This window comes from Paenibacillus sp. OSY-SE, from assembly GCF_000283315.1.
Classification (GTDB): Bacteria; Bacillota; Bacilli; order Paenibacillales; family Paenibacillaceae; genus Paenibacillus_B; species Paenibacillus_B profundus.
This window is the reverse complement of the sequence record NZ_ALKF01000133.1, coordinates 1-23691: the sequence shown is the minus strand read 5'-3', so window position 1 is coordinate 23691 and position 23691 is coordinate 1. Positions and strand designations below refer to the sequence as shown.

The following is a 23691-nucleotide window of genomic DNA, read 5'->3' as shown; positions in this document are numbered from 1 at the left end:
TAGCCGCTTTGGCCACTGAAGTTGTTGTACGCGCCTTGGTTGGCCGTGCTGCCGGACGGACCCGAGTTGTTGCCGCTGTATGTGCTAGCTACGATACCGCCAGACAGCCCAGCACCGCTAGACGGAACCTGACTGTTTTGCCGAAATTGTTGGTATGTCATGCCATATCCTCCTTATGCTATTCACTTGGCCGAACTACGCCCGGCACTCATCGTTATTATGGATAGACAGGTAGGATGTTTATGCACATGAAATAAATAATTTCCGCCATCTCGGTTTATCCGCGCCGTTACGCGTTCATTCGTCCTCTCGCGCGATCATGCGCACCTTCCGCCGGAATTAATTCTCCTGCTTTTCCGAGTCCAGTCGGCGGCATATGGTTATACACCGCTTCATAATGTCCCGGCTCCATCCGATATGTTTCATGATATACGCCAACACTGCCGTCCTTATATGATTTATGGAACTGGCGCCACGTCTCCTTATGGAATCCTTGCTTCGCATAGCGCTCCAGATCTTCGAAGGAACGCCAATACTGAATGAGCATCGGTCCGTTACGCCCGATGTAATACTCAGCATGCAGAAATCCATGCTCCTTATCTTGGTATAATTCCTTCATCATACGCGGCATCGCTCGAAATACGGGCACCCATTTTCGAAAGGCAAACAGCCGGTTTATCCGCATTCCGATAATGAAGACGACGAACGGTCCATCCATTTGGGCCGCATAACGGCCAAGCTTCACCTTCATCCTCTCACACTCTCATTTCTTCAATATATTAAGATGTTCCTCATAACAGCGCACAATATCACGGCGTTGCATAATATGGGCCGTCAAATACGCGCCATAAAAAATCGTAAACAACATCGCCGTCATCTGCTCGACGCTGAGTTCGGTATTCGCCTGTCCATCCGCCCTCGCCTCTTCCACGATACGCTCCATCAATACATCCATCCGCGGGTCCACCGCTCTCGCCTGCCTCTTCTCTTCAGGGAACAAGAGGGAAATTTCCGCATCGCTCAACGTAGGCATGCACGGGTGCATCTTCGCTTCCGCTAGCAGTCCGATGAGCCGCAGCATCATGCCGGGTCTTCTCTGATCCTCAGTCGCAACGCTGGCGAACAAATGCTCAGCCGTCTCCCATCCGCGCAGCCCGCGCTTCTCGATTTCGAGCCAGCGGCCCGTCAGCCAGACGCACATGTAGTAGATGAGAATATCCTCTTTCTGTGGAAAGCACTTAAAGAATGTTACCTTCGACACTTCAGCACGGGCGCAGATGTCCTCCACTTTCATGTCGCGAAATGGTTGGTGAACGATTAATTCTAAACTCGCTTCATAGAGCGCCAGCTTCGTCTTCGCTTTCTTGCGTTCTCTGAGTGAAATGTTCTCCATATTCATCTCCTTTCGCACAACTTAATCTAACTTAAGCATACTCAAGTTAATTAATTTACTCAAGTTAATTTTTAATAATAATCCGCAGATATTTGAACTTGGAGGAGAATTGATTGTACAATGGATGTGATTTCATAGAGTAGAAGAGAAAGTAGAAAAGGAGATAGAAATGTGTTTGAGTGGAAAAATATATTTCGCGGGGTGCTCATCGGCACGAGTGATCTTATTCCTGGAGTGAGCGGGGGCACCATTGCCGTCATTCTTGGATTTTACGAGAGATTAATTGCGGCTATTAGCGGATTTTTCAGCAGGGAGTGGAAGAAGCATCTTGGATTTCTCATTCCGCTAGGAATCGGGGTAGGCGCTGCGCTATTGCTTCTTAGTAAAGTGATGAAGTGGCTGCTAGCTGAACATCCACAGCCGACCTTCTTTTTCTTTCTGGGACTTATTCTTGGTATTCTTCCGTTCTTATGGAAGGAAGCGGATGGATCTCGCAATTTCAAGCCTGTCCATTACGTCATATTGCTTATAGCAGCCGCAGCGGTCGCCTGTACGGGCTTCTTCAAACCGGAAGACCACAGTCCGGTAATCGAGCTGTCGCTATCCTCCGGCATATTCCTATTCTTTGCGGGTTGGCTCGGAAGCATGGCCATGATTCTGCCAGGCATTAGCGGCTCATTCGTCCTGCTGCTCCTTGGAGCGTATCCGACGGCGATCCACGCCTTGTCTAGCTTGGATATTCCACTTATCGCGGTAATCGGAAGCGGGGTTATCGTCGGATTTATCGTGAGCAGCAAATTTATCCGCTATTTGCTGACCAGCTTTCCGGTCATTATGTACGCAATCATAATTGGGATGGTCGTCGGCTCGCTTGGCGTTGTTTATCCAGGACTGCAAGGGTCTTGGGTCTCGCTCATCGTCAGCCTGCTCACCTTGATCATTGGCTTCATCGCCGCACTGTATTTGGGTAAGCAGCAGCCGCAATAAATTATGTGCAACGTTCCCATCCAATGAACAAAGGCACCTCGTCCTATCGGCGGGGTGCCTTGTTGCATGTACGGGTGTGGTTGTCCGTGAAGCCCATATTCCACATGCGGAATATTTGATGATAGCTAAAGAAGTCATTCATGGAGTATTTCAATCTATTGCGCATCCGTATAACGATGATAGCTGACATGCAGAGGACGTAATTCCAGCCACCGTTGAAACGTAATTCCTTGCTCCTGTTCTTCATACAACGGGTGCTCCGTCTCCCCCAGACTGATTTCAGGCGTTGCCGATTTGGCATGGAACGTCACCTGCACGGGTAAAGCAAGCGTATCTGGATATCCCGGTATGGCTGACGACAGTCTCCCCTTCACCTGTTCAGGCTTGGAATGCACGTCCTTCTTCGTTCCGTGTAACACATGTTCCGGATTGATCAACACCCAGACATCCCAGCTTACCTGTCCGCGGCCATTGCGGAACGGGACCGTCAGACTTCCGTGAACGTAGTAGTATTGATCGTCCATAATACATTCTTCCGCCGTCAAGCGGCAACGTTCTTCCCGTTCCCATGGTTCGATCTCCGTCACATAGAATGGGGCCGAACAATCGGTGTAGACACTGCCTGTAGATAGTTCACCCTGCTTGCGCAGCCTGATGCGGTGCCGCCTCCGAAGCTTACCCATTTCATGCGATTGGCTGTTCGCATATTTCTGTATTGTGGTTTCCATATCTCTCCACTCCCTCCACTATTCATTTACGCATAAAGTGGCAAAGGAGTGGTGGTTAAATTGTGAACAATTTTCAACATAATTCAACAAATTTATACACCAAAATGTCGAATGTTGTCGAAATTTAATTAGGCTTATTTTCAATCCGCTTACATACGCGGCACGCTTCTATCGTATCATGTTCCGGTCGTCACTTCACCCCCATCAACGATAGGCAAAAGAGAGCAAGTCTCTGTGATCATACTGGCATTATATCAGCCGCTTCATGCCATGATTTGAGAAACGGGAGCAAAAAAATCCCCTCTGAATCGAGGGGATCATACTGCGTCATGTTTTGCTTGCTAACGGTTCAGCAGACTGCCCACATAGCGAAGCAGTTCGTTCGCGCATACCGGGCAATAACCATGCCCCTCCATAAGGCGGGCCGACACCTCGTTAATACGCTTCAGTTGGTTCTCGTCCGGCGTCTTCGTCGATGTGGTAATCTTGACGATGTCCTTCAGATCAGCGAACAGCTTCTTCTCGACCGCTTCACGCAGCCGATCATGGCTGTTGTAATCGAATTTTCGACCTTTGCGAGAATAGGACGACAGACGAATCAAAATTTCCTCACGGAACGCTTTCTTCGCATTTTCCGACACTCCGATTTGCTCCTCAATGGAGCGCATTAGCCTCTCGTCCGGCTCCATCTCATCGTCGGTCAGCGGGTCGCGGATCTTTTTCCAGTTGCAAAATGCCTCAATGTTGTCTAAATAGTTCTCGAACAACGTCTTCGCCGACTCCTCGAACGAATAGACGAACGCCTTCTGCACTTCCTTCTTAGCCAGATTGTCGTATTCCTTGCGCGCCACGGAAATAAAATTGAGATACCGTTCCCGCTCTTCCTTCGTAATCGAAGCGTGCTGATCCAGGCCGTCTTTCATCGCCCGCAGCACATCCAATGCATTAATGCATTGCAAATCCTGCTTAATGAGTGCACTGGAGATGCGATTGATGACATAACGCGGATCCACTCCGGACATGCCTTCCTCCGTGAACTCGCTCTGCATTTCCTTCAAATCATTCTCTTTATAACCCTCCACTTCCTCGCCATCATACATGCGCATCTTCTTGACGAGGTCCATGCCCTGCTTCTTCGTCTCCTTCAGACGGGTCAAGATAGAGAAGATGGCAGCCGCCTTGAGCGCATGCGGCGCTATATGCACATGGCTCATATCGCTCTGCCCGATAAGCTTCGAATAAATCTTTTCTTCCTCTGATACCTTCAAATTGTACGGAATCGGCATCACGATCATCCGTGATTGCAGCGCTTCATTTTTCTTATTGGAAATAAAAGCCTTATACTCGGATTCGTTCGTATGCGCAATGATCATTTCATCCGCCGAGATTAACGCGAACCGCCCTGCCTTGAAGTTCCCCTCTTGCGTTAGTGAGAGCAAATTCCACAGAAACTTCTCGTCACACTTCAACATTTCTTGAAATTCCATCAAGCCCCGGTTCGCCTTGTTCAACTCTCCGTCGAAGCGGTATGCGCGCGGATCGGATTCCGATCCGAATTCCGTAATCGTGGAGAAATCGATGCTGCCCGTCAAATCAGCAATATCTTGCGACTTCGGATCAGATGGGCTAAATGTGCCGACACCGATGCGGTTCTCCTCAGATACCAGCACCCGCTCCACTTCCACGCTCTCAATATCGCCATTGAATTCGGTTTTGAGCCGCATCTGGCAGGATGGGCATAGGTTGCCCTCGATACGAACGCCAAGCTCCTTCTCTACATCCGCTCTTAGCTCATGCGGGATCAGATGTAGAGCCTCTTCATGCATCGGGCATCCCTTAATCGCGTAGACTGCGCCACGTTCGGTGCGCGAGAACTGCTCGAGACCCCGCTTTAATATCGTGACAAGCGTTGATTTCCCGCCGCTTACCGGACCCATTAAGAGTAGAATCCGCTTGCGCACATCCAATCGTTTCGCAGCAGAATGAAAGTATTCTTCCACTAATTTTTCAATCGCACGATCCAGACCGAAGATTTCTTTTTCAAAAAATTTATATCGTTTATGCCCGTCGACTTCCTCCACACCGTATGAGGCAATCATCTCATACACGCGTGCATGAGCCGTCATCGCTGGTGCGGGATCGTGACGAAGCAACTCGACGTATTCTTTAAATGATCCGGTCCAGGCCAATCGTTCGCTCTCGGCTCGGTGCTCAGCAATCCGTTTGAATATGTCCATCCCTCTAAACCTCCAATGCTCCCGATTTGCAACACAGCCCTCCATCGCCGCCACATCTTTCTGTCTGTTCTTGGGGTTAGTGACCTTTTTGAACACTCACTTCTTAAATGGTCTCTCTATGTTGTATGCATTCACCTTCGCAACCAACTAGGCTTTTGTCTTATTTAAGCCAACAACAGATAAAAAAATAGTGTATTACATACCTATGCGGACCGAGCTCTTTAATATCACGAATTTTTGGAGCTGGGCACAGAGAAAGGCGGACTGTGCTCATGCCGTGTTATAATGGTTCCGCAGACAGCAATCGCACGGGAATTTCATCGGTTGAAAATGATGGTTGAAGAGTGAGTGGGCAAGGGGGAATTGGTCGATGGTGTCCTTACATGAGCTTCAGGGAGAAATGATACGCGAGCAGAATACATCCGCTCCGATGGAAGAACAGGAAACCGAGCGCAAGAAGGGCAACCGCAAAGAGTCGGATCTGTATGCGCCGCTCAAAGCTTATTTTGAGGCGCAAGGGTACGAGGTGCGGAGCGAGGTGCGTCATTGCGATATCGTTGCATTGAGGCCAGACGCCGCAGATGAGGAGCCCGTCATCGTAGAATTGAAATCTTCCTTCAATCTTACACTTGTGCTGCAGGGGTTAGAGCGGTTGAAGCTGTCCTCACAGGTATATGTAGCGGTGGAGAAAAAGAAAGTGACAGGCAAGAGCCATCCCGTCAGCGCGCTGCGGCAGCTGTGCCGCAAGCTCGGTCTCGGGCTCATCATGGTCACGTTCTATAAACGAAAGCCGCCGTTCGTGGAGCTCATGTGCGAGCCAGGCAACGATGACGGCATCTATATGGCTACGAAGCCGATCAAGACGCGTGCCGCCAAGCTTGTACGGGAATTTTCCGCGCGCAGCGGGGATTACAACGTCGGCGGAATTACGAAGCAGCCGCTCGTGACGGCTTATCGGGAGAAGGCGCTCCGCGTAGGCGCCGCACTGCGGGATGGCGCCATGAAGGCATCCATCGTTCGCGACCGCACTGGGGTCGGTGAGGCGGCTGCCATCTTGCAGCGCAATTATTACGGCTGGTTCGTCAGGGTCAACCACGGCGTGTATGCCTTAACCCCTGATGGGCAAGAAGCATTGACACGTTATGCTCACATTATAGCGCGGCTACCTGGCTTGTCACCATGTTAGACAGGTGCCAGTGCAAGCGTACGGTACGATACGTCCGCTTGCACATAGTCATACGCATTATACGCTTGAGTAACGGCCGAAAAATTCAGATACCGCTTCAGTCAGCCGCTCCATCCCGGTACGGATAGTCTCGGGCTGGGCGAATGAGAAGTTCAGGCGCATCGTGTTGCGCTTCGGCTCTCCAGCATAGAAGGATGTGCCCGGTACGAAGGCAACGCCCTTCTCCACCGCACATTTCAGTAAGGTCTGCGCATCCAAGCCCTCCGGCAGCTCAACCCAGAAGAACATGCCGCCCTGCGGCGTATTCCATTTCGTATCACGCCACATGTCTTTTTGCAATTCTGTCGCCATCGTCTCCATCCGCTCTTTGTAGACCGCCGAGAGCTTGTGAATATGGTCGTCTAGGTTGAACACTTCCGGCAGCAGCATCTCGCTTAAGATAAGCTGATCCAGAACACTGGAATGGAGGTCTGAAGACTGCTTCGCACGCGCCATCATACGGATGATCCGTTCGTCGGCGACAATCCAACCGGTACGCAGTCCCGGTGCGACCGTCTTACTGAATGTGCTCGTATAAGCGACGATTCTATCATCCGTCCGTCCTTCCAGCGCCGCGATATTCGGCACGCGATCGGAAGTAAAGCGCAGGTCTCCATACGGATCGTCTTCGAGAATTAACACTTCGTGTTCGCGGCACAAGCGGAGCAGCGCTTCTCTCCGTTCCAAGCTCCAGACGCGGCCGGTCGGATTGCCGAAGGTCGGCACGACGTAGACGAATTTCGGTTGATGCTGCTTCAGCTTGGCCGCCAAGTCCTCAGGCACCATGCCTTTATCATCGCTTTCCACTGGAATGACGCGTGCATTGTACATTCCAAGCACCTGCAGACAAGCAAGGTATGTCGGATTCTCTACGAGTACGACATCCCCTGGATCAAGCATTGCTCTGGTGAATAAGTCTATCGCCTGCTGCGATCCCGAAGTGATCAGCAATTCATCCGCTTCAGCCTGAATGTTGCGTTGGCTTCCCAAGCGGACGGCCAGACGCTCCCGCAGGCTCAACGTCCCTTCCGTCAAGCCGTATTGCAGCGCTTGCGGACCTTGGCGGAATACCCGCTCCGAAGCATTCCGAATCGCATCTACAGGGAACCATTCTTCAGCTGGAAGCCCTCCGGCAAAGGATATGATTGACTTTCCTTGAGTTAATTTCAAAATATCGCGTACAGCCGAGCTTTCAACCGATTGAATGCGCTTTGAAAATGAGTATTGCACCGTCTATCGCCCCTTCCTATTTCAAAAATCATACACCCATCGCATTTTTTATGCAACGGGTTAAATGGATGACGCTCCCAGTTCATTCTTGCATATAAAGGAACTAGAGCCAACAAGCTCGGAAGTATCATTAGCAACAACCGACGTCATCGTTAACGGATACTTCCGCCGCTTACGTATGGTATGGGTACCTCCACTGAGTTGGGCAGTACCGTCACATCTGAGAACGGAATCCGAATTTCCCCACTGGCGCCTTCTCCTGGCGCCGCATTCCAGTCCATCGTTCCCTTCAGCATGAACACGCGTGCCCGCAGCTGCTTCAAGCCTCGAACTTTCTCCTCGCTGCTGAACACGACATCCGGATCGAACCCGACGCCATCATCTTGATAACAGACGACCACTTGATCGTCCGAAGCTGCAAGCGACAGATGAACGTGCGCTGCAAACGCGTGTTTCCGCGCATTCATCAGCAATTCCTGTACGATTCGGAATAGATGCAGCTTGAACGAAGGGAGCTGCGCATCGACCATCACTTGATTGTCTACATCGAAATGGATGCGGTCCTTCAATTCTTGGAACTCCAGCTCAATATACTGTCGAATGGCATTGCTCAACCCTGCCGTTAATATTAGCTTCGGCTGCAATGACAGGCAAAGATGACGCAGCTTCATGTTGACCTCATCCAAGCGATGCCCGACTTGCCGAAGTGATGCAGACTCATCAGGGCCAACGGATCGATACATCGCCTCCAACTCAAGGCTTGCTTCATGCAGCGGCTGCATAACACTGCACTGCAGCGATTTGGCCAGCTTCGTCCAGCCCTGCTCCTGTGATTCGAACAATGTGTGGACCATCCACGTGCCGGGAGCTTTGGAAGACAACGCCTCATGATTGGCATGCAGCTTTAATCGCTGATTCTGCTCCTTCAGCTTCTGAATCGTCATTACTTTTTTCATACCGATATTCATATAGCTGATGACCTGCCGCACCCATTCTTTTTCTTCCATATTTAATTCGTCCCCGTTCTGTTTCTTCGTTAGCATCAGATGGGCCGCGTAGGCGTCATGCCGCTCCACTTCGAACCAAGAGGACGTCTCCGATTGCAACTTGCCTGAACGCACCTTCCTCTCTATTTCTTGAACGTCCAGTTCCCCTTCCGCATACAACTCGATATCGTTATGCGGGTTTTTAATGATGATTGCCGCACCTTTCACCTGCAAGGTCTGGATCATCGCGCACAGAATCGCTTGACTCCAAGCTTCCATCGTATCGAGCGCATTCAACTGCTGCGTAATCCGCTGGAGCGATTGCTTCAGCATGACGTTGTCCGGATATATCGCCGTAATTAATTTCCGATGAAAGAACGGGTAGGAATATAGCAGCATGGCCAGAATAATTACGATAAAGCCAAAGCTGAACAGGTGATGTATGAAAGTATGACGCTCGACAAAAATCACTGCGTTCAAGCCGACGATAAGCGCACCCGGCACCATCGCAATCAGGACGACGGACACCATTCGTTTTAAAATCATCTCAATGTCTGACAACTGTTTAAACTGGTTCAAATAAACGAAACACAATGGAAGTGTGAGCGCGAACCAGCTTGTCAGCAAAGATGGTATCAACATTTCAAAGCCCAACATCATCGGTAAATAAGACAAAAAGAGAAGCGGCGCAAATGCAATGCAAATCCAGATCCACATGTAACGGATAACCGAGCATAATTGCGGCGATTGCCGTTTGTGCCGATACGACATGAACGCAAACCAGCACAGGTTCGACCCGAGGCCGGCACTGAACAGGAGCTCTTTCAAAGCGTTGTCAACAACATAGAAGGAGTAGAAGTCACCTGGAAGAAAATAAATGAATTTCACCGCAAACTGAAGCAGTGCCACGCTGTATAAGATCTGAAGCCATCGTTTGGAGCAGATGATGCCCGCTTTCTCTTGAAAAAATTGCAGCAAGTAATGATATAGCACGATCGGAAACAGGACCACAACGCTCGATATCGTGATTTGCCCCCAAATATCACCGCGCAGCGCAGCCCCGATACTCATGTATACCGTACCCATAATGACAAAGAGTATAGATAGCATATTCATTGTCTTCGTCGAAGAATCCCTCCACCATACCAGCCCCGCTAGCAGCAGCAGTACAATCTCACTGGCCAATGGAATAATGTCCGTGTACGGATGGCGCGGTTCATGTCCCACATTAATGAGCTTGATCTCGCCCAGTTGATCGACTTCAATATAATCGGCTTGCTCGATTATGTGCCAACTACGGACTGTCGGATAATCCTCTGGTGGTATGCCGTTAATGCTACGAATGGTATCGCCTATCTGCATCGTATGTTTGATGTAAATATTCTCGTTATCAAACCCGGCAATCCTCCACTGCCCTTGCTGAACCTCCAGCTTGATTCCCAGGTGCGGATACAAGAACGTTACGTGGATAAACCAACATTGTAGAACAACAAGCGCGACCAAGCCTATTTTAGTAATCGTTTTCGAATGATATGCAAGTCTATCTTTCTTTCCCAAGTTGTCACCCCTGACTAGACCAAAAGACGAGCTTAACCGACATATTTCTACAAATATATACCGATTGTATCGAACCCCAACTATAACATCAATGACTTTTTTGTATGAATTTTGCATCTTTCTTGCGAAAAATGCTAGAATACATGCTAGAATGATATAATATTTATTTTGAAATTGTATTATTCAGATTCCATCGACTTCATTCGAGGTGATTAGACATGCAGCCATCAGTAAATACGGACAGCGACACCTCACGTCGCACCCGGACGAAGACGAGCGGAGCAAGCGCCAAATGGTTTCTTCTGTTCTGGGTAGTCATGATAGCGATTGGCGTGACGGCTACGTACTTTTATAGCAACCACATGAAGACAACCATGCTTCAGGATCTGCAGAAGCAGACCGATGCCCAGTTGCAACAAGTTAAGTTATCGTATGAGAAGCAACTAAACGAGTTGAACAAGAAGTTGGACGCGATGCAAAGCAAAGTCGAATCGTTCAATGAATTGCTCACGTTTACGAAAGATAACGCATCGAACAAGACCGATAACAGCAACAAGCTGTATACGCAATTGAACGAAGTGAAAAAACAGTTAAGCGTGCTGCAGAAAAAAATGGAGTTGCTTAAGTAATAAGTGAGGCGGATAAGATGAAGCTGCAAGTAAAACAAGTCAATCGGCTGTTCATGCTGATGACCGCCCCTTTTCTGGGCATGATGATATGGATGCTCTCCTCCTCTTTGACCGCTTCGCTGGATTTGGAATGGAAGCCGCTGGAGGAACCAGCCGCATGGAACGAGAAGCAGGCCAAGCTCGTGGGCGGCTTGGATCAGGCCAGCAAGACAGCGGAATTTACGATAGAATCTGTTCGCCGCACGGCAACGCTCTATCAACGCACAACGTCGACGATGAACGATCTGGTCAAGACGGCAAGCGCTCAAGCGAAGCGTCCAGAGCAAATATATGATCGGCGCATCACCTCCCGGTTAGGAACACCGAAGGAGCGCGTCAACAGTGACAAGCTGCATGCCGAATTGTTCGCGATCAATCAGCCAACCTATCGCGGATACGCAATGAAGATCAAGCTTAAGGATCCGAAGGCGATGCGCTTGACGCTTGGATACGATAAATATGGCGGCTCCGAGACGACGATGCATGCCGTTACCCGCTATGGGGCAGTTGCTGGCATTAATGCAGGCGGCTTTGCCGACGGAGGCGGCAAACGCTATCCGTTGGGAACGACCGTTATGAACGGCAAATATGTAAGCTCGTTCGAACCGACCTTCAAAGATTTGGCTTTTGTCGGATTGGATAGTGTCGGACGGCTTATCGGCGGCAAGTTCTCGGATCAGTCAGAATTGGATTCCTTGGATCCGCAATCCGGAGCGACCTTCGTTCCCGCTCTGCTGAAGAACGGAGCGAAATTGACCATTCCAGAGAAATGGCGGACTTCACCACTCCGTGCTCCGCGCACCGTCATCGGGAACTATAAGGATGACCAATTGCTCATCCTCGTGACCGACGGCTATAACGAGAACGGAAGCTCAGGCGCAACGCTCGAAGAACTTCAGAAGAAGCTGTCTAACCTAGGCGTCATTGACGCCTACAACTTAGACGGGGGCGGCTCCTCTACTCTGGTCTTTAACGGAAGGGTCGTCAATAGTCCGTCAGATGGCGAGCTTCGTCCGCTGCCGACACACTTTTTATTCTTCAAATAGAACAAAACAAATAAGTATAACATGTGATGCGCTTACATACCGTGCCAAAATTCACACCTTTTCCATTTTCTTTTTGGCATGTCTTGGTTATAATAGTAACAGTTACTGGAGGTGTGCGTATCATGTCCGTTACTTTTTGGATTATCATGCTCGTTTTCGTACTGTTCTTGACCGCCATCTTCACGGCAGGTTACAACGATGACAAAACAAATGGTTTGTAAGACGAAGAAACTTCCCTGCTTGGGAAGTTTTTTTGTTGTGCGCATAGGACCGCAGACTGATACGGGAACTGGAAATCAGCACGAGGACGACCATGCCTGACAGCTGCTGCATAAGCTCGATCATGATGGATAGACGGTGTGACAGAAGCTAGCATTTATTGTCCGGAGGTCGAAAATAGACTGCGTTGGCACCGCCTATGTCTTCTAGCTGACGAAGTAAACGCATGTGTATCCGATAACAAAAAAAGAGGAGCACCACCGAATGAGGATGCTCCCTACTCTTTTTTACCGTGCTAAGTACATCATTTCATTCATGCATTGCGAACATATGTAGCGCTCTTTAAATTCGGACACACCATCCATTGAGCCGCAAAATACGCATTTAGGACGATAGCGTTCTAAAATAATATGATCGCCTTGCACTAAAATTTCGACTGGATCCCCCTCGTTCATCTGGTAACGCTTCCTCAGTGATTTAGGTAAAACAATGCGTCCCAATTGGTCAACTTTACGGACTACACCGGCAGGTTTCATCAGTTCCACCTCTCTTGTATTTCTATTCTCATGCTTACCCTTGAAAACTCTGCCACTACTACTTCTATGTACCTAGCAAAAATCCTGCTGAAATTTGTCAATTCGTTTCGTTTTTTATTATTTTTTGTAATTACGTATTAAGTAGCAAAAAAGGGCAGTGGCATCGAGTCCGAACATCATTTACTTGTTTTATCGAATCTAGTATAAAATACCTAATCCTGCAAGCTGCATAGTAAAATAATCCGATAGCTTAGTGCGACCTTCATCGCAGGCCGACGTCCTTCCGCATGGGTTGAAAGATATCGTCATACGGAAGGACAAGGTCCCGCTGATTTACTGTAGATTAGGATAATTAAGCTGCCGCAGCGCTTCGTATACGATAATCGCCGCCGAATTGGATAGATTGAGCGACCGCACTTTATCCGTCATCGGCATGCGCATGCACGTATCACGGTTCGCCTCGATAATTTCCGGGGGCAGCCCCTTCGTTTCTTTGCCGAACACGAAGAAATCGCCGTCACGGAACTGAAAGTCACTGTACCGTTTGTCTGCCTTCGTCGTGGCATAAAAAAAACGCGCATCCGCGTATTTGTCCTTCAACTCTTGGAACGAGTCATGGTAATCGATCGTTACCGCGTACCAATAATCAAGACCGGCCCGTTTCAACGTGGCATCGTCCGTACGGAAGCCGAGCGGCCGGACCAAGTGCAGATGCGTTCCCGTTGCAGCGCACGTACGCGCGATATTTCCCGTGTTGGCTGGAATTTCCGGTTCCACGAGCACAATATGAAGAGCCATCTCCTGTTCACCTCACATTCTTCCTCATTATTATACACCATATGACAATGATCGCGTCTTTTTATCTTTACAGGAAGTCCGCTTTTGATCACGAAGCTTCCCAAGAGGAAAATCAACATCCGTCTGGATCGATTTGACAAAGGAGTTTGGCTCATTTTATGATAGTTCTATCATCGAATAGTTCGACTAGTGAACCATTTGGACAAAGAGGGGATGAGGAGCGTGAACCGGGATCCGAAGTCATTAATCAATCGATACATTAACGCCGAATTTACCGTCATGAAGCATTTGTTTAACGAGATTGGCGAGGCCATTCCAGAGCAATTAACGCCAGAGCAATTTCAAATTCTGTGCGTGATTCACCAACGCGGCAGTTGCACCTCCACCGATCTCGCCGACATTTTCAAGGTCGTGAAAAGCTCCATTACCGCCATCATCACGCGCCTCGTGGACCGGGGCTTCATCGTGCGAACACGCGACGAAGAGGACCGGCGTCTCGTCGTGCTCTCCTTGACGGAGCTCGGGCGCAGCATCTACGAGCAAGCGGATCAAAAGGTGCAGGATATCGTGGCCTCCTACCTCGTTCATTTTGACGAGACGGAAGTAGAGACGTTCATCGGTACTTACGAGAAGCTGGCTCGCTTGATGTCGGAGGGGAGGTCGCGGGCATGAGAACGATATTAAAGGCAAGATGGGCCGTCATCTCGATCTGGATCGCAGCAGCCGTCGTCTTGTTCATCGCAGCCCCTTCCCTAAGCGAGCTCGTCAAAGAAAAAGGCACGATCGCCGTTCCAGACAAATACCCATCAGCTCAGGCGCAGCACATACTCAATGAAGTATCTGCCGCCAACGGCAATGCGCATGAATCGCAGATCGCGCTCGTCTTTCATAATCCAAGCGGACTGACCGATAAAAATACGCAAGAGATTAAGCAAGCGATTCAAGATCTGACTCGTCGTAAAGACACGCTTCATATCGTCTCCATGCTTGATCCGTATGCACAGCCAGAGCTGACAGATAAGCTCATCTCGAAGGACGGCCAGACCGTGCTGACCTCGCTCAACGTCAACACGGAGAAGCTGAACGCCGTGGACATTGGCGAGCAGATCTCGAACGAGTTAAAATCGATCTCCGTCGAGCATTACATGACAGGCCGGCACATGATCGACCACGATCAGATCGTCAGCTCGCAGGCAGGGCTGAAGAAGTCAGAAATCATTACCGTCATCTTTATTTTATTGATCTTGTTCGTCGTCTTCCGTTCGTTCGTCGCGGCTTTCATTCCACTCATGACGGTCGGGCTAAGCTACATTATCTCGCAGTCGATCGTCGCCTTTTTGGTGGATGGCGTGGATTTTCCGATCTCGACGTTTACGCAAATCTTTATGGTGGCCGTCTTATTCGGAATCGGGACGGACTACTGCATTCTTCTGATTAGCCGGTACAAAGAAGAGCTGGCCCATCACGACGACCCGTGGGACGCGATAGTGACGACCTACCGCACAGCCGGTAAGACCGTCTTGTTCTCGGGTATCGCCGTCCTCGTCGGCTTCTCGGTCATCGGGCTGTCACAGTTCATTCTGTACCGCTCCGCTGTCGCCGTCGCCATCGGTATCGCCGTCATGCTGCTCGCGCTCTTAACCGTCGTACCATTCTTCATGGCGGTGCTCGGCAAGAAGCTGTTCTGGCCGGCCAAGAAGTCGATTGAGCATAAAGAAAGCCGCCTCTGGGGTGCGGTCGGTTCATTCTCCGTCCGCCGCCCGCTGGCCGCCTTCCTAATTGTGGCTGCTGTAATCGCTCCTTTCCTGTTTACGTATAGCGGCGCTGTCTCGTTCAACAGCCTCGAGGAAATTGGCGATAGCTATGAATCTGTTAAGGCGTATAACATCATCTCGAACAGCTTCGATCCGGGCGAATCGATGCCTACCCAAATCGTCATCCGAAGCGAGAGTCCGTTGAAGGATGCGGAATATATGGGCCTCGCCGAGAAGATTAGCCGTGAAATTCTCAAGGTGGATGGCGTGTCCAGCGTACGCAGCTTGAGCCGTCCAGCAGGAGATGAAATCGAAAACTTCCATGTTGCCGAACAGGTAAAGTCGCTGGAGAGCGGCTTGACCGAGGGCAGCAAAGGGCTGCAGGATATACACAGCGGACTGTCTCAAGCGAGCAGCGAGTTGAGCAAGAACGAGCCCAAGCTGAAGGAAGCGGCTGCCAGCACCGGGCAGTTAAGCGAAGGAACCGCCCAGCTGAAGAGCGGCATTACGCAGTTGGGCAGCGGTCTTGGCCAAATTGAGCAAGGCATCAAGGACGGCTCGCTGGGGGCCGGCCAATTGAAAGCCGGATTGAAGCAGGCGAAGGATAGCGCGCAGCAATTGGCGCAAGCACATAAGCAGCTGCTGGCTACCTACCAGCAGATCGGCGGCGGTCTGGGCGAACTGGAATCCGGACTGGGCCAGATGAAGCAGCAAGTGGGCGGCATCGCGCAAGCGCTGCAGTCATTGAACACCCGCTTCGCCGGCTTGGAAGGCCGTTATCCAGAGCTCCTTCAGGATGAGGATTACTTAACTATCCGCAGTACGGTGATAGAGACAGGTCAAGGATCAGGCCAATTATCCGCCGCCCTTGGCGGGGTAGAGACACAGCTCGCGCAGGTCAACGCCGGAATGAAGCAGGCGAACCAAGGCTACGAGCAAGCCGCAGCCGGCCAATCTGCACTGGCTAACGGTTTCGATGAGTTGATCGCCGGCATCGGCCAACTGGAGACTGGTCTGCAGCAAGCGGCCAACGGTCAAGGCCAGATTATTCGCAAGGTGCCGGCTATCATTAACGGGCTGGACCAACTGCAGCAGGGGCAGAAGCAAATTAGCAGCGGCTTCGCGCAGCTGAACGACCAGATCGGCCAGCTTACGGACGGCCTCACGCAGAGCGCTGACGGCTTGTCGCAAATATCCGGCGGCTTGAAATCTGCCAACGATTACTTGAATCAAGTCGGCTCGTCGTCTGACAAGGAGCTGGGCGGCTGGTTCGTACCGGACGAAGTGTTGACGAACGAAGCGTTCCGTCAAGCACTCGACCTGTACCTGTCGGAAGACCGCCGCGTCATGACGCTGGATGTCGTATTCGCCGACAACCCGTATGGCACCCCTGCCATCGATCGGGTCTCTCAGGTGGACACGGCCGTCGAACGGGCCGTCAAGGGCACTGTGCTTCAACAGGCTGACATTGCCATGGGCGGTGTGTCCAGCACCTTCGCTGACTTGAAGCAGATGTCCGGTGAAGATTACACACGGACGGTCGTCTATATGCTAATCGGCATTCTGCTCATACTCATCATTCTGTTCCGTTCCATTGTCATGCCGCTGTATATCATTGCATCGCTCTTGCTGACGTTCTTCACGTCAATGAGCGTGACGGAGCTAATATTCGTCGATATACTGGGCTATTCCGGCGTCACTTGGGCGACTCCGTTCTTCGGCTTCGTTATGCTGATGGCGCTCGGGGTCGACTACAGCATCTTCTTGATGGAACGGTTCAACGAGAACAAGCATCTCGACGTGCAGGACGCTATTCTGTTCGCGATGCGGAACATGGGAACGGTCATTATCTCTGCCGTCATCATTCTTGGCGGCACGTTCGCCTCGTTTTACCCGTCAGGCGTGCTGTCGATGATGCAGATCGCTACCGTCGTGCTGTCGGGTCTTCTACTGTACACGTTTCTGCTGCTCCCATTCTTCGTGCCGGTCATGGTCAAAACATTTGGCTCTGCCAACTGGTGGCCGTTCGGCGTAAAGCGTGAAGCGGAGCAGAAAAGAGATAGCTTAAGCGCATAGCTCATATTGGCATAACGTTGTAGACATCATGCCCAAGTATAATGATATTCTAAGCAAGCCTGTTGGGAAACGCCCAGCAGGCTCTTTTGTTCAAATATCCGAAAGGCCGCGGTTTCTAGACGCCACATTCCTTTCAATGCTGCGAGCGCCATACACGTCGTTACAAGCTCTATTACTCTCTCACTCTCATGAACCGAAAGCTTGTAATCTTCCATTCATATTCGATTCATAAAACCGATCTATGATTAGACTATAGGGCACACCGTTATGGGATGAACAGATGCCGCTAACCAATTACACAACTGGGAGTGAGACACACATGCTGGCATTGGCAGTCATATTTATTAATTTGGCGCTCGTTTTTTACACGATTGGGGTATGGGGAGAAAAACGTGCGGGCGCTTTGCAACATAAACATCTCTTCTTCTTCCTGCTCGGTCTTGTCTGCGATACAACCGGCACCTCGTTAATGAGCCTTCTCGCTGGGGACGGCGGAAATCCGCTGCATGCGCTAACCGGACTTGCAGCCCTGATTTTGATGCTCGTTCATGCGGTATGGGCCGCTCTTGTCAAATGGAAAGGCAGCGCGGCTTCGCAGCGCCGGTTCCATAAATTCAGCTTGACCGTATGGGGGCTGTGGCTCGTTCCATACCTTATCGGCGTTGTCATGAGCATGACGTAATTCCACTTTTTTTTACATCCAGTTTACGTTTGCTTAATATGGCGCTGACGAAAGCCCTTCATAATAGTGATAGACGGTCGTGAGGACATGACTCCGACACTGAAATCATTGAACTGCGGGAGGGACTGCTATGAAATCAAAAATATTAGTTGTTGATGACGAACCATCCATCTCTACCCTCATTGAATATAATTTGAAATTGGCTGGCTATGATGTGTTGTGCGTATACGATGGAGAAGCGGTATTCGACGTGCTGTCAACCTTCCGTCCGGACCTCATCATTCTGGACCGCATGCTGCCGAAGAGCGACGGGCTGGAAGTGTGCCGCAAGCTGCGCGAGCTGAACAACATGGTTCCTATTATTATGCTGACGGCGATGCAGGAAGTAGGCGACAAAATACACGGTCTCGATAATGGAGCCGATGATTATATGACAAAGCCTTTTTCTCCGCAGGAGCTCATTTCCCGAATTCAGGCAGTGATGCGGCGCATTCGTTCCTTGCCGCTCTCCGACGACGGCCGCGTGTTCGAGATTGGCTGCTTGACCGTCATGGCCGATCAACGGGAAGTGGAGCTGAGTGGCCGCAAGGTGGAGCTTACTCCGAAGGAATTCGAGCTGCTCGTCTTCCTCTGCCGGCATCGCGGCAAAGTGCTCAGCCGCCAGCAGCTGCTGCATGGCGTGTGGGACTATCATTTTCTTGGCGATACGCGTATCGTCGATGTTCATATCAGCCACCTGCGCGATAAAATCGAGAAGAACGCGCGCAGCCCTGAATATATTATGACAATCCGCAACGTCGGCTATAAGCTGACGGAGCCGTCCCGGCGCATTCTGGCTTAGTGCCAGCGCGGGATTTCAATTGAATGTCCCTCATTTCCGATATATTCCCCGCCTGTTTCCCCGAGCAGGCGGGGAATTTGTTGTTCATGTACGGCGGATTCCAGCTCTACACCCTCATCCAACGCATTTAGTCACCTCATTTAGCGGGATAATACAAATATTGGATATCTAATTCATATCGACAAAGGCTTCCCGAATCTTTAGGCTATTCGCCATATTGCCTCTATTTCTTCTGCATCCTTCCTCTCAGCCTAGCACTTGAGATCTATTCAAAAAAATAGGAATATACGTTCATATGAATTGATACTAATAGAATGCTTAAATTTAAGCGCTTATCTTTATAATGATAGAGAATACATAACAAGGAGGCAGAAATGGTGACACAACCACGTATTTGGAATCATCTAATCTCGAGAGTATCTCCCCTGTTTGCAGCTTTTGGGCTCATGGCGCTCGGCCTGGCTTGCACGCTGATCTTTGCGGAAAGCGCTTCGGCTCATGGCTACATCGAGTCTCCGGCCAGCCGCGCCGTATTGTGCAAGCAAGGATTAAACAAGGACTGTGGACAGGTGCAATATGAGCCGCAAAGCGTAGAAGGAAAGGGTTCCTTCCCGCAAGGCGGCCCAGCGGATGGCCAAATCGCCGGCGGCGGCGTATTTGCGGAGCTCAATGAACAGACTGCCGATCGTTGGCACAAAGTCGCGCTTCAGGGCGGCAAAAACACGTTCAAGTGGCATTTGACTGCGCCGCACGCGACGGCCAAATGGAACTACTATATCACGAAGAAGGATTGGGACCCGAATAAGCCATTGACCCGCGCCGACCTTGAGCAGGTGCCGTTCTGCTCCATCGACGACGGCGGCAAGAGACCGCCGAACAGCGTGACGCATGAATGCAGCGTGCCGACCGATCGCAGCGGGTATCATCTGATTCTCGGCGTCTGGGAAATCGCGGATACCGGCAATGCGTTCTACCAAGTCATCGATGTCAATCTGGTGAACGACGGTACGGGCGAACAAGCCCCTACTGCCCCTGGCAACGTCGCGTCTCCATCCCAAACCCAAACATCGATCGCAATTAACTGGTCAGCAGCTACAGCACCGAACGGAATAAAAGCATATGAAGTGCACCGCAACGGAGTCTTGATTGGAACCACGACCCAGACTTCTTACGAAGATGCCGGGCTGACGCCGAATACGTCCTATACGTATACGGTTCGCGCCGTGGACAGCGCCGACAACAAGTCGCCGTTCTCCGCGCCGCTTACAGTCAGCACGATAAAAGACGACGGCGATGGCGGCGGTGATGGCGGTGACGGCGGAAATCCGCCGCTTCCGGGCACGTCTGCTTGGGAAGCAAGCAAAGTATATAACCGCGGTGACCGGGTCGAATATAAGGACTTAGAGTATGAAGCGTTATATTGGACACAGAACAACGAGCCAGATGTGTCGGATGCATGGAAACTGGTCAGCGACGTCGTCTTGGATTGGAACAAAGACAAAGCCTATACAGGCGGAGACCAGGTCAAGCATAATGGCGCCGTCTATAGTGCGCGTTGGTGGACGCGGGGCGAAGAGCCTGGCCGCGCCGACGTGTGGAAGGCCGCACAATAAGGCAGCAAGCGAAAGAGCCCATTCAAGGTGATGCTTTGAGTGGGCTCTTTTTTCTAGTGAATGCAGTTTGATAATTCGTGTTTCACTGGAACGATTCGTATTTCATTATTTTCTTTTCATTTCGCTTGATTCTTCCCGTTGCATAAAGAGTTACTACCTGAACAATCGTTATCAGGAAGAATATTTCATTAACAAAAATAGCAACAACAGGACTTAACGAAATGATCAATAGCAATATAATATATTTGTTTTGAAGCTTTAATTTATTTGTTATCAACTCTTTTAAAAACCAAAATAATAATAAGGCCCCCAACACAATTGAGAAAGTGCCGCACATATAGTTAAACCTTTCAAACCACGAATCCGAACGCAGCCAATAATAAAGGGAGAAAAATGAAATACATACGACAAATAATAAAAACAAAATTGGTTTTGCTGGCTGTGCTAGCTTCCTCATAAATTTATCAATTTCATCTGATTTATTTTCTGATAGGAGAGCGGTATTGTTTTGTCTCAATTCTTTTATCTCAAGTTCTATAAAAACAAGCAGCAGCTTTAATCTGTTCTCATCATAATCCTTAAAATAATCAACAATCACGTTCCTTATTTTATCTGAGACAACTGGCGCTGAATTTCCGATCATCTCAAACAGTTTCATTTCACTTTCTTTGGACTTTGTCTTGATAAATAAGGATATTGTGCTTTCCAGTCCGCCGTAGATTTGCAACTTCTTATTGATTTCATCTCGCTCTAACTTGTTTTCAGCTTGTATTATATTTTTACTCTCATTATATAGCCATACAAGAGCTGAAATAATAAAGGTTATTATTAAAGAGAACACTGGATTTGCTTTAGTATAGGTATATAATTCATTAATGAGACTCATGGCTCTCCTTACGTCCCTTTATTTCTGTATGTACCTATTTGGATATGCACGGCCTTCCTTCCTGCCCTTAGGCACATACACCTACTTCATTATATCAGAGAATACAAAATTTAGGATGTTATATGACCTCGTTCACTATTTATTTGTTAACGACCTTGATCGAAGGATGTTCCATTGGAAATGGTACAGTAAAATGTCCGATTTGAACGGTTGAACGGCATTTGGCTGTATTTTGTCCAGTAGATCCGGCTGTTTTCGGAGATTGGTGCGGAAAGAGTGGCAAAACACTGTACGAATTCCAATGTAACCTACTATTAAGAGGTATAAGCTGCTGTTTCATTGCACAAAATCCAATGCAGGTTGAGACAAAGGGGAAATACTTACCCTTTTATTGAAAAAAATATCTACTAAAATAAAAAATACCCCGCAAGAAAACCTTGCAGGGCACATACCAATTTACCAATCATTATCCGTTCTTCTGTTGGAATTGCTTCATGAACTGGGCCAACGCCTCGCAGCTCGCATACGGTACAGCATTGTAGATGGAAGCGCGCAAGCCTCCGACGCTGCGGTGTCCCTTCAGGCCGACGAAGCCTGCTTCCCCGGCTTCCTTGATGAACGCCTTCTCCAGCTCCTCATCCGCTAGACGGAAGGTGACATTCATGATGGAACGGCTGTCGCGCGCTGCGCAGCCCCGGTAGAAATCGCCGCTGTTATCAATGGTGCCGTACAACAGCTCGGCTTTCGCTTGATTATCCCGCTCGACCTGTTCCAAGCCCCCGCGCTCCTTCAACCATTGCAGCACGAGATTGACCATATATACGGAGAAGGAAGGCGGCGTATTGTATAGTGAATTGTTATTATGATGGATGCTATAACGAAGCATGGATGGAATCGTCTTAGGGCTGTTCGCAAGCAGCTCTTCCTTCGCGATGACGACTGTGACGCCTGATGGGCCCAGGTTCTTCTGTGCGCCCGCGTAAATCATGCCGAACTTCGACACGTCCACCGGACGGCAGAGGATGTCGCTCGACATATCGGCAATCAGAGGCACGTCCCCCGTATCTGGATAAGTCGCGAACTGTGTCCCCTCAATCGTTTCGTTGGAGGTGATGTGAACATATGCAGCGTTCTCCGGCGCAACAATCTCCTCCGGTGTCGGCATGCGCATGAATCGGTCGGATTCGGTAGAGGCAATTACTTGTGTCTCGCCGATAAGCTCCGCTTCCTTCACGGCCTTGCTCGCCCAGCTCCCTGTATTGACGTATGCGCCAACCTTGCCGCCTGCCAGCAAGTTCATCGGCACCATGGCGAACTGCGTACTCGCCCCGCCCTGCAGGAACAACACGTCGTAGCCTTCAGGAATGTGGAGCAGTTCCTTCAATAATTGCTTCGCTTCATTGTGAACCTGTTCGTAGACGGCGCCGCGGTGTGACATTTCCATAATGGACATGCCTTGACTACGGAAGTCGACGAATTCGGACTGAGCCCGCTTCAATACTTCCAGCGGCAATGCAGCCGGACCGGCATTAAAGTTGTACGCGCGTTGATGTTGTTCCATCGGTTTCTCCCACCTTCGTGTTCTTGTCTATCGAATATTTTATCGATAATCATAGCAGCAATTGGTTCCCGCTTCAAGGAGGTAACGCAAAAAAGTCTGCGTTCCCCTGCATCCCCTGTCGCGTTTCCAGTACGGAAATCTCCGTTAGTGCATGCAGAGCAGCATCTAGAGCGTGTCTTCAAACTATAAAAACGCTCCAAAACAGGGTAACTTAGCGTATGAGAAGACGATACGAAATACGCGATGATCAATGGGAGCGGATCAAAGATCTACTACCGCCAGAACGAAAACCCCAAGGCGGACAAAAAAGCCAAGGACAATCGAATGATGCTAAACGCCATGTTATGGGTGGCCCGGTCCGGTGCGCCGTGGAGGGATTTGCCTGACCACTATGGCTCATGGAAGACCGTGTATACCCGTTTCCGCCGCTGCCAGATAGCTGGCGTTCGGGATCAAGTTCTGGAGCACGTCTCTATATCCCCCGACTTCGAAAATATCATGATCGATGCCACCATAGTTCGTGTCCACCAGCACGGAGCGGGGGCAAAAGGGGGCAGCAATTACAGGCGATCGGACGCTCCAGAGGCGGAATAACGACCAAAATCCATGCAGTTGTAGACGCGCTGGGAAATCCGCTGCGCTTTGAACTGACCGCCGGCAATTGTCAC

21 protein-coding genes are annotated in these 23691 nt (G+C 50.0%); 10 read left to right on the top strand and 11 right to left on the bottom strand.

Features of this window, described 5'->3' with window-relative positions:
* Positions 1–289: 289 nt before the first annotated feature.
* On the bottom strand, positions 290–751 hold the full coding sequence (locus tag A372_RS0102645) for a DUF4188 domain-containing protein (protein WP_019419295.1): 462 nt from the start codon (positions 749–751) through the stop codon (positions 290–292).
* A 12-nt stretch (positions 752–763) separates the two neighbouring features.
* Positions 764–1393: a TetR/AcrR family transcriptional regulator gene (locus A372_RS0102640; RefSeq protein ID WP_019419294.1), complete on the bottom strand. Its 630-nt coding sequence runs from the start codon at positions 1391–1393 to the stop codon at positions 764–766.
* A 171-nt stretch (positions 1394–1564) separates the two neighbouring features.
* On the opposite strand from A372_RS0102640, the gene A372_RS0102635 reads away from it, so the two are divergent.
* A complete protein-coding gene (locus A372_RS0102635) occupies positions 1565–2380 on the top strand; it encodes a DUF368 domain-containing protein (protein WP_019419293.1) in 816 nt (271 codons plus the stop codon).
* 155 nt (positions 2381–2535) lie between these two features.
* On the opposite strand, the gene A372_RS0102630 is transcribed toward A372_RS0102635, so the two are convergent.
* Both A372_RS0102630 and A372_RS0102625 read right to left on the bottom strand, forming a co-directional pair.
* A complete protein-coding gene (locus A372_RS0102630; protein ID WP_019419292.1) occupies positions 2536–3108 on the bottom strand; it encodes a DUF2199 domain-containing protein in 573 nt (190 codons plus the stop codon).
* Between the two features lie 341 nt (positions 3109–3449).
* On the bottom strand, positions 3450–5345 hold the full coding sequence (locus tag A372_RS0102625) for a PrkA family serine protein kinase (RefSeq protein ID WP_019419291.1): 1896 nt from the start codon (positions 5343–5345) through the stop codon (positions 3450–3452).
* 370 nt (positions 5346–5715) lie between these two features.
* On the opposite strand from A372_RS0102625, the gene A372_RS0102620 reads away from it, so the two are divergent.
* Positions 5716–6531 carry a DUF2161 family putative PD-(D/E)XK-type phosphodiesterase gene (locus A372_RS0102620; protein WP_019419290.1) on the top strand — a complete coding sequence of 272 codons (816 nt, stop codon included), beginning with the start codon at positions 5716–5718 and terminating at the stop codon, positions 6529–6531.
* 57 nt (positions 6532–6588) lie between these two features.
* On the opposite strand, the gene A372_RS0102615 is transcribed toward A372_RS0102620, so the two are convergent.
* Positions 6589–7800 (bottom strand): aminotransferase-like domain-containing protein, encoded by a 1212-nt coding sequence (locus A372_RS0102615; protein ID WP_019419289.1) that lies wholly within the window; start codon positions 7798–7800, stop codon positions 6589–6591.
* A gap of 152 nt (positions 7801–7952) precedes the next feature.
* Positions 7953–10343, bottom strand: coding sequence for a sensor histidine kinase (locus tag A372_RS0102610; RefSeq protein ID WP_019419288.1), 2391 nt, complete (start codon positions 10341–10343; stop codon positions 7953–7955).
* A 218-nt stretch (positions 10344–10561) separates the two neighbouring features.
* On the opposite strand from A372_RS0102610, the gene A372_RS0102605 reads away from it, so the two are divergent.
* Together A372_RS0102605 and A372_RS0102600 are read left to right on the top strand one after the other, a co-directional pair.
* Positions 10562–10972: a hypothetical protein gene (locus tag A372_RS0102605; protein ID WP_019419287.1), complete on the top strand. Its 411-nt coding sequence runs from the start codon at positions 10562–10564 to the stop codon at positions 10970–10972.
* 17 nt (positions 10973–10989) lie between these two features.
* Positions 10990–12057: a phosphodiester glycosidase family protein gene (locus tag A372_RS0102600; protein WP_019419286.1), complete on the top strand. Its 1068-nt coding sequence runs from the start codon at positions 10990–10992 to the stop codon at positions 12055–12057.
* A 506-nt stretch (positions 12058–12563) separates the two neighbouring features.
* Here A372_RS0102600 and A372_RS0102590 read toward each other — a convergent pair.
* Both A372_RS0102590 and trmL read right to left on the bottom strand, forming a co-directional pair.
* The gene (locus tag A372_RS0102590; RefSeq protein ID WP_019419284.1) at positions 12564–12812 is read right to left on the bottom strand and encodes an AbrB/MazE/SpoVT family DNA-binding domain-containing protein; all 249 of its coding nucleotides are present in this window, start codon (positions 12810–12812) and stop codon (positions 12564–12566) included.
* A gap of 333 nt (positions 12813–13145) precedes the next feature.
* Positions 13146–13610 (bottom strand): tRNA (uridine(34)/cytosine(34)/5-carboxymethylaminomethyluridine(34)-2'-O)-methyltransferase TrmL, encoded by a 465-nt coding sequence (gene trmL / locus A372_RS0102585; protein WP_019419283.1) that lies wholly within the window; start codon positions 13608–13610, stop codon positions 13146–13148.
* 213 nt (positions 13611–13823) lie between these two features.
* Here trmL and A372_RS0102580 point away from each other — a divergent pair, with 213 nt between their 5' ends.
* The 4 genes from A372_RS0102580 (at position 13824) to A372_RS0102565 (ending at position 18963) form a co-directional block, all read left to right on the top strand.
* Positions 13824–14282, top strand: coding sequence for a MarR family winged helix-turn-helix transcriptional regulator (locus A372_RS0102580; protein ID WP_036703075.1), 459 nt, complete (start codon positions 13824–13826; stop codon positions 14280–14282).
* Positions 14279–17440 (top strand): MMPL family transporter, encoded by a 3162-nt coding sequence (locus A372_RS0102575; RefSeq protein WP_019419281.1) that lies wholly within the window; start codon positions 14279–14281, stop codon positions 17438–17440. The genes A372_RS0102580 and A372_RS0102575 overlap by 4 nt, the downstream gene beginning before the upstream one ends.
* Positions 17441–17759: 319 nt before the next feature.
* Positions 17760–18122, top strand: coding sequence for an HsmA family protein (locus A372_RS0102570; RefSeq protein ID WP_019419280.1), 363 nt, complete (start codon positions 17760–17762; stop codon positions 18120–18122).
* A gap of 130 nt (positions 18123–18252) precedes the next feature.
* Positions 18253–18963 carry a response regulator transcription factor gene (locus tag A372_RS0102565; RefSeq protein WP_019419279.1) on the top strand — a complete coding sequence of 237 codons (711 nt, stop codon included), beginning with the start codon at positions 18253–18255 and terminating at the stop codon, positions 18961–18963.
* Here A372_RS0102565 and A372_RS38970 read toward each other — a convergent pair.
* On the bottom strand, positions 18960–19085 hold the full coding sequence (locus A372_RS38970; RefSeq protein WP_019419278.1) for a hypothetical protein: 126 nt from the start codon (positions 19083–19085) through the stop codon (positions 18960–18962). The genes A372_RS0102565 and A372_RS38970 overlap by 4 nt on opposite strands.
* A gap of 252 nt (positions 19086–19337) precedes the next feature.
* Here A372_RS38970 and A372_RS0102555 point away from each other — a divergent pair, with 252 nt between their 5' ends.
* Positions 19338–20576: a lytic polysaccharide monooxygenase gene (locus A372_RS0102555; protein ID WP_019419277.1), complete on the top strand. Its 1239-nt coding sequence runs from the start codon at positions 19338–19340 to the stop codon at positions 20574–20576.
* An 82-nt stretch (positions 20577–20658) separates the two neighbouring features.
* On the opposite strand, the gene A372_RS0102550 is transcribed toward A372_RS0102555, so the two are convergent.
* Entirely contained in the window at positions 20659–21462 is an 804-nt protein-coding gene (locus tag A372_RS0102550; RefSeq protein ID WP_019419276.1) for a hypothetical protein, read from the bottom strand.
* 466 nt (positions 21463–21928) lie between these two features.
* Positions 21929–23023, bottom strand: coding sequence for a 3-phosphoserine/phosphohydroxythreonine transaminase (gene serC / locus A372_RS0102545; protein WP_019419275.1), 1095 nt, complete (start codon positions 23021–23023; stop codon positions 21929–21931).
* A gap of 243 nt (positions 23024–23266) precedes the next feature.
* Here serC and A372_RS38330 point away from each other — a divergent pair, with 243 nt between their 5' ends.
* Positions 23267–23617 carry a transposase gene (locus tag A372_RS38330; protein WP_083858713.1) on the top strand — a complete coding sequence of 117 codons (351 nt, stop codon included), beginning with the start codon at positions 23267–23269 and terminating at the stop codon, positions 23615–23617.
* Positions 23618–23691 lie beyond the last annotated feature (74 nt).

Coding starts and splice junctions, on each gene's coding strand:
- A372_RS0102645 (WP_019419295.1), bottom strand. CDS start 751: ATGAAGGTGAAGCTTGGCCGTTATGCGGCCCAAATGGATGGACCGTTC.
- A372_RS0102640 (WP_019419294.1), bottom strand. CDS start 1,393: ATGGAGAACATTTCACTCAGAGAACGCAAGAAAGCGAAGACGAAGCTG.
- A372_RS0102630 (WP_019419292.1), bottom strand. CDS start 3,108: ATGGAAACCACAATACAGAAATATGCGAACAGCCAATCGCATGAAATG.
- A372_RS0102625 (WP_019419291.1), bottom strand. CDS start 5,345: ATGGACATATTCAAACGGATTGCTGAGCACCGAGCCGAGAGCGAACGA.
- A372_RS0102620 (WP_019419290.1), top strand. CDS start 5,716: ATGGTGTCCTTACATGAGCTTCAGGGAGAAATGATACGCGAGCAGAAT.
- A372_RS0102605 (WP_019419287.1), top strand. CDS start 10,562: ATGCAGCCATCAGTAAATACGGACAGCGACACCTCACGTCGCACCCGG.
- A372_RS0102600 (WP_019419286.1), top strand. CDS start 10,990: ATGAAGCTGCAAGTAAAACAAGTCAATCGGCTGTTCATGCTGATGACC.
- A372_RS0102590 (WP_019419284.1), bottom strand. CDS start 12,812: ATGAAACCTGCCGGTGTAGTCCGTAAAGTTGACCAATTGGGACGCATT.
- trmL (WP_019419283.1), bottom strand. CDS start 13,610: ATGGCTCTTCATATTGTGCTCGTGGAACCGGAAATTCCAGCCAACACG.
- A372_RS0102580 (WP_036703075.1), top strand. CDS start 13,824: ATGAGGAGCGTGAACCGGGATCCGAAGTCATTAATCAATCGATACATT.
- A372_RS0102575 (WP_019419281.1), top strand. CDS start 14,279: ATGAGAACGATATTAAAGGCAAGATGGGCCGTCATCTCGATCTGGATC.
- A372_RS0102570 (WP_019419280.1), top strand. CDS start 17,760: ATGCTGGCATTGGCAGTCATATTTATTAATTTGGCGCTCGTTTTTTAC.
- A372_RS0102565 (WP_019419279.1), top strand. CDS start 18,253: ATGAAATCAAAAATATTAGTTGTTGATGACGAACCATCCATCTCTACC.
- A372_RS0102555 (WP_019419277.1), top strand. CDS start 19,338: ATGGTGACACAACCACGTATTTGGAATCATCTAATCTCGAGAGTATCT.
- A372_RS0102550 (WP_019419276.1), bottom strand. CDS start 21,462: ATGAGTCTCATTAATGAATTATATACCTATACTAAAGCAAATCCAGTG.
- serC (WP_019419275.1), bottom strand. CDS start 23,023: ATGGAACAACATCAACGCGCGTACAACTTTAATGCCGGTCCGGCTGCA.
- A372_RS38330 (WP_083858713.1), top strand. CDS start 23,267: ATGATCAATGGGAGCGGATCAAAGATCTACTACCGCCAGAACGAAAAC.